A 4,763-nucleotide genomic window follows, 5' to 3' on the forward strand; every position below is an offset into this window, starting at 1 on the left:
CCAGCGGGTCGACCGCGATGACCGCGCGGTCGAGCGCGTCGTGCGCCTCGGTGAGCTTGCCCGTGCCGGCGCCGAGGTCGAGCACCCGAACCGCGTCGCCGACCAGCCAGGCGACCGCCTCGACCGGGTAGCCGGGCCGCGACTGGTGGTACACGGATGCCGCGGCGCCGAACGAGCGCGCACTGCGCACGGTCGCGGGGTCGGCGGGGTCGGCGACGAGCCCAGGTGCGTTCGCCGCACCAGGGGCGGGAGTGGATGCCGCAGCCGAGGCGGCACYGGATTCGGGAGTGGGTGCGTCGGTCATGCCGTGATCGCCATGCGCTCGATGGCCGACCCGTCGGGCGTCAGTCGGAACGTGAAGGTGGACGGGCCGTTGAACCCGCCGCCGCCGACGTCGGCGAGCACGACGATCTCGCTCCCGCCCACCCGCACGTCGGTGACCGAGAAGGTCTGCTGCACGCCGATCGACTCGCGGCGGCTCCACTCGGCGATCTCCTCGGCACCACGGAACTCGCGGCCCCAGTCGTCGATGACGCCGTCGTCGTCGAAGGCGGCGACGAAGCGGGCGAGGTCGCGGGCGTTGGTGGCGGCGAACGCCTCCGCCACCGGTGGGGGCAGGTCGGTCATCCGGTCTCCTCGCCTCGCGGCACGCCGTCGTCGCGGCGCGTACCGGTGCCATTCCACGCCCTGGCCGCGGCATCCGTCAACCCGTTCGGCGCCGATCGCCGACGCGCGGCGCGACGCGCCCGGCCGTGTCGGAACCGCGTGCGACGATGCACGCGTGCCAGTGGACTTCACCGCGATCGACTTCGAGACCGCCAATTCGTCGAGCGCATCGGCCTGCTCGGTGGGGCTGGTGAAGGTTCGCGACGGGCGGGTCGTCGACCGGGTGCACTGGTACATCCGGCCGCCGTTCCCGCACAACGACTTCTCGGAGTGGAACATCCGCATCCACGGCATCACGCCGCAGATGGTGGCGGATGCCCCCGGCTGGGCCGAGCACCTGCCCGCGCTGCGCGAGTTCGCCGGGCACGACGTGCTCGTCGCCCACAACGCCGGGTTCGACATGGCCGTGATCGCGAAAACCTCCGAGGCGATCGGCGTGGCCGTGCCCGACTATCGCTCGCTCTGCAGCCTGCAGGTCGCCCGCAAGACGTACCACCTCGAGTCGTACCGGCTGCCCGTCGCGGCGATGGCCGCCGGCTTCGAGGACTTCTCGCACCACGACGCGCTCGCCGACGCCGAGGCGTGCGCCGCGATCGTGGTGCACGCCGCGAAGCGCCACGAGGTCGACGACCTCGACGGCCTCGCACACGTGACGCGGGTGCGGTTCGGGGCGATCGGTCCCGTCGCCACGGGCGAGCAGCGGGCGATGCACGGCCCGATGGCGCTGCAGTAGCGGCGGCACGGGCGCATCCGCGCCCGGCCGGGGCCGTGCCCGGGCGATGTCGGCGGCCGCTGCGACACTGTGGACATGGAGATCCTGCTGGTGGTCATCGGCCTCGTCGTCGGCATCGCGCTCGGCGCGCTCGCCGTCTGGTTCAAGTTTGGGCGGACCGCTGTCTCCGGTGATCCTCAGCTGTCTTCGACGATTCGCGATGCGGTCCGAGCCGGCGGCGGCGAGCTCCGTCAAGATCTTGCGACGCAGCGAAGCGAACTGAGCCAGAAGCTCGGCGATGTGCAACTGCAGCTCGACCAACGACTCCAATCCACGGCCATCACGCAGGCTGAAGAGCTCCGGCGTGAGCGAGAGAGCCGCAAGATGTCGTCTGACGAGCTCCGCACCACGGTCGACCGCTCGCTCGCAGAGCTGTCCGAGAAGTTCCACACCTCCTCGAAGTCCTCGCTTGAGGCCCAGACCGAACTCAAGACCGCCGTCGAGGCTCGGTTCGACGCACTTCGCCGCGCGAACGACGACAAGCTCGAGCAGGTACGCACCACGGTCGAGAAGCTGCAGAACGCCATGTCAGACTCCCTGGCACTGAACGCCGAGCGGGTCCAAGCCCTCACGGACGCGAACAGCGCAAAGCACGTCGAGCTCCAGCAATCGATGCGCGACGAACTCGACAAGCTCCGCACCGGCAACGAGGCGAAGCTCGAGAAGATGCGCGAGACCGTCGACGAGAAACTGCAGGGCACGCTCGAGAAGCGGCTCGGTGAATCGTTCGCACTCGTGAGCGAGCGCCTCGAGCAAGTGCAGGCCGGACTGGGCGAGATGAAGACCCTCGCAACGGACGTCGGTGGTCTGAAGCGCGTGCTCACGAATGTGAAGAGTCGCGGTACGTGGGGCGAGGTTCAGCTTTCCCGCCAGCTCGAAGATCTCCTCACCCCCGAGCAGTACGACCAGAACGTCGCCATCCGCCCGGGCTCGCGCGAAAACGTCGAGTTCGCCGTGAAGCTGCCGGGCCGCGGAGACGACGACCGTCCCGTGTACCTGCCGATCGACTCGAAGTTCCCCCAAGAGGATTACGAACGTCTGCTCGAGGCACAGGAGTCGGGAGAGAAGGGCGACATCGAGGTTGCCGCGAAGGCACTCGAGCGTGCGGTGCTCGCTCAGGCCAAGACGATCGCGGAGAAGTACATCGAGCCTCCGCTCAGCACCGACTTCGCGATCATGTATCTGCCGACCGAGGGGCTGTTCGCCGAGGTCGTGCGGCGGCCCGGCCTGGCGAGCCGCCTGCAGAACGACCTCCGCATCCTCATCACCGGACCCTCCACGCTTGCCTCGCTACTCAACAGCCTCCAGATGGGCTTCCGCACGCTGGCGATCGAGAAACGAAGCTCCGAGGTATGGCAGGTGCTCGGAGCAGCGAAGGCCGAGTTCCAGAAGTACGGACAGGTCTGGGATCGGCTCGGTAAGCAGCTGCAGACGGCGCAGAACACCGTGACTGCGGCGGGCCAACGTACAAGGGCCATCGAACGCAAACTCCGGGACGTCGAACTCGTCGAACTTCCGAGCGCCGAGGTTTCCCCGGTCCTCGAGGCACTGATCTCCGGGGTCGATGAGACCTCCCTCGAGATCGCCGAACCGGCCGACGATGCCTTCGCGGCCGACATCGACCCCGAGATCCGTTCGATCTGAAGTCCATGTAGTCGCGCCGCGTCAGCGCGACGGAATGGTCAGTCCCGACGCTGCGCGGGCAGTGTGCGGAGGATCTCAGGGTCCACGTTGCGCCGTTTCAGGCGGATGGGGCGCACGACGACGACGTCCTCGACCACCTCGAGCTCTGCTGGAGCCTCGATGCGAAGGTCGGCCACGGCGTCGGCGAACCGGAGTCGTGCAGAAGCACGGTCCGCCCTTGCCTCCTGGCGCAACACGCGTTCGCGCGCCTCCCTCCCGTCGGGTGCCGAGAGCTCGTCGTCGACACCGACGAAGGTATGGCCGTGCACCGCCCGCCCCGTCTCGGGGTCATACAGCACGCTCACTCGGTGACGGGTCTCGACCCGATCGCTGCTCGCCGTCTCGTCGATCATCGATCCGCTCCTCACCAGAAGTTGCGTGCCACGCGTCCGCGGGCGAACGAGTTGACCACGAACATTCGCACGCTCACGCTCGTGACGCCGTCCCGAGCGACCACGGGCGGACCGTCGTCACCGAAGTTCTCGACCCCGCTGTCGCTGACGATCTGCGAGACGCCGAAGCGCGCGAAGGTGCCGTCATCGTCATCGACGCTGTTCACGGAGGTCAGCGCGACCTCGACGACCGTGCGCCCGGGATGCGTGACCTGGAAAGTCCAGGTGTGCGTGTACACGCCGCTGCTGGACGCCCACGGCGAATTCAGCGATTGCCCCTGCATGCCTCGGGTCTACCAGCTCCCGCAGCATGCCGGAGCTTCACTGCGCGATGAGGCTGAGCACGTTGCCCGAAGGGTCGCGGAACCAGCAGATGTCCGGACCTTGACCAGACTTCGACCCCCAGGCAATGCCGCGTTCATCGGTGCCGAACGAGTGCGGGTCGCTGTAGATCTTCGTCACGACACCGGCGGCGTTCAGATCGTCGACCGTGCGCGAGAGGTCGGCGACCTCGAAGTTCAGGATCGTGAACGACGCGGGCTCGTGATCGACCTTCGGATACACGAACACGCCCTGGCCCGACGGCAACGTCAGCCTCAGCCCGCCCATCGAGTCCTCGACCCCCAGTCCGAGCACGTCGCCGTAGAACGTCCGGGCCGCGTCAACGTCGTGCACGCTGAAGCCCGGGAACGCATCGTTGATGTCCACTATCGGATCCCCCTCGTTCGCGCCCACCCTCGCACACACGGCACCCTCGCGTCGAGGCCGAAGCGCCGCAACCGTCACTCGCGGAGCGGTTCGTCGGCCGGCGCACGCGAATGCGGCTCGTCCGCCGGCGCTTCGAACCCGGCCGCCGCCTCGGCCCCGGTCACCGCGTCGACGTCGGCGTGACCGTCGAGCGGATGCGCCAGCTCGTCGTCCTTCAGGCGTGCGAGCGCCAGCGTGGCGAACGCGAGGAACGGCGGCACCAGCCCGGCGATGAGGAACGCCGGCGCGAGCCCGATCGCCTCGCCGACGGGACCGGCGACCGCCATCGAGATGGGCATGAGCGCGAGCGAGACGAAGAAGTCGAGGCTCGACACCCGGCCCAGCATCGAGGGCGGCACGCGCCGCTGCAGCAGCGTGCCCCAGACGACCTGGGCGCCGTCGAACAGCACGCCGACGATGAAGAGGGCGATCACCATGACCCACAGCCACGAGGTGAGCCCGATGATCGCGAGCGGCACGCAGCCGACGCCCCACGCCAGGAT

General features: G+C 68.7%; 6 protein-coding genes and 2 pseudogenes. 2 read left to right on the forward strand and 6 right to left on the reverse strand.

Annotation, left to right across the window (positions count from 1 at the left end; genetic code table 11):
• Both AC1DY2_RS15500 and AC1DY2_RS15505 read right to left on the reverse strand, forming a co-directional pair.
• Positions 1–304: pseudogene (locus tag AC1DY2_RS15500) on the reverse strand (hypothetical protein); the annotation flags it as partial.
• On the reverse strand, positions 301–627 hold the full coding sequence (locus AC1DY2_RS15505; protein WP_476763236.1) for a nuclear transport factor 2 family protein: 327 nt from the start codon (positions 625–627) through the stop codon (positions 301–303). The gene AC1DY2_RS15505 and the pseudogene AC1DY2_RS15500, both read right to left, overlap by 4 nt.
• A 154-nt stretch (positions 628–781) precedes the next feature.
• Here AC1DY2_RS15505 and AC1DY2_RS15510 point away from each other — a divergent pair, with 154 nt between their 5' ends.
• Both AC1DY2_RS15510 and AC1DY2_RS15515 read left to right on the forward strand, forming a co-directional pair.
• A complete protein-coding gene (locus AC1DY2_RS15510) occupies positions 782–1,399 on the forward strand; it encodes an exonuclease domain-containing protein (protein ID WP_476763237.1) in 618 nt (205 codons plus the stop codon).
• Between the two features lie 75 nt (positions 1,400–1,474).
• Complete coding sequence (locus AC1DY2_RS15515) at positions 1,475–3,082, forward strand: DNA recombination protein RmuC (protein WP_476763238.1); 1,608 nt, start codon at positions 1,475–1,477, stop codon at positions 3,080–3,082.
• A 38-nt stretch (positions 3,083–3,120) separates the two neighbouring features.
• Here AC1DY2_RS15515 and AC1DY2_RS15520 read toward each other — a convergent pair whose 3' ends face one another.
• The 4 genes and pseudogenes from AC1DY2_RS15520 to AC1DY2_RS15535 form a co-directional block, all read right to left on the reverse strand.
• Positions 3,121–3,474 carry a hypothetical protein gene (locus AC1DY2_RS15520; protein ID WP_476763239.1) on the reverse strand — a complete coding sequence of 118 codons (354 nt, stop codon included), beginning with the start codon at positions 3,472–3,474 and terminating at the stop codon, positions 3,121–3,123.
• An 11-nt stretch (positions 3,475–3,485) separates the two neighbouring features.
• The gene (locus AC1DY2_RS15525) at positions 3,486–3,797 is read right to left on the reverse strand and encodes a hypothetical protein (RefSeq protein ID WP_476763240.1); all 312 of its coding nucleotides are present in this window, start codon (positions 3,795–3,797) and stop codon (positions 3,486–3,488) included.
• 37 nt (positions 3,798–3,834) lie between these two features.
• Positions 3,835–4,224 (reverse strand): VOC family protein, encoded by a 390-nt coding sequence (locus AC1DY2_RS15530; protein WP_476763241.1) that lies wholly within the window; start codon positions 4,222–4,224, stop codon positions 3,835–3,837.
• 71 nt (positions 4,225–4,295) lie between these two features.
• A pseudogene (locus AC1DY2_RS15535) lies at positions 4,296–4,763 on the reverse strand (hypothetical protein); the annotation flags it as partial.

The organism is Agromyces sp. P1_H4 (assembly GCF_056405255.1).

Coding starts and splice junctions, on each gene's coding strand:
- AC1DY2_RS15505 (WP_476763236.1), bottom strand. CDS start 627: ATGACCGACCTGCCCCCACCGGTGGCGGAGGCGTTCGCCGCCACCAAC.
- AC1DY2_RS15515 (WP_476763238.1), top strand. CDS start 1,475: ATGGAGATCCTGCTGGTGGTCATCGGCCTCGTCGTCGGCATCGCGCTC.
- AC1DY2_RS15520 (WP_476763239.1), bottom strand. CDS start 3,474: ATGATCGACGAGACGGCGAGCAGCGATCGGGTCGAGACCCGTCACCGA.
- AC1DY2_RS15525 (WP_476763240.1), bottom strand. CDS start 3,797: ATGCAGGGGCAATCGCTGAATTCGCCGTGGGCGTCCAGCAGCGGCGTG.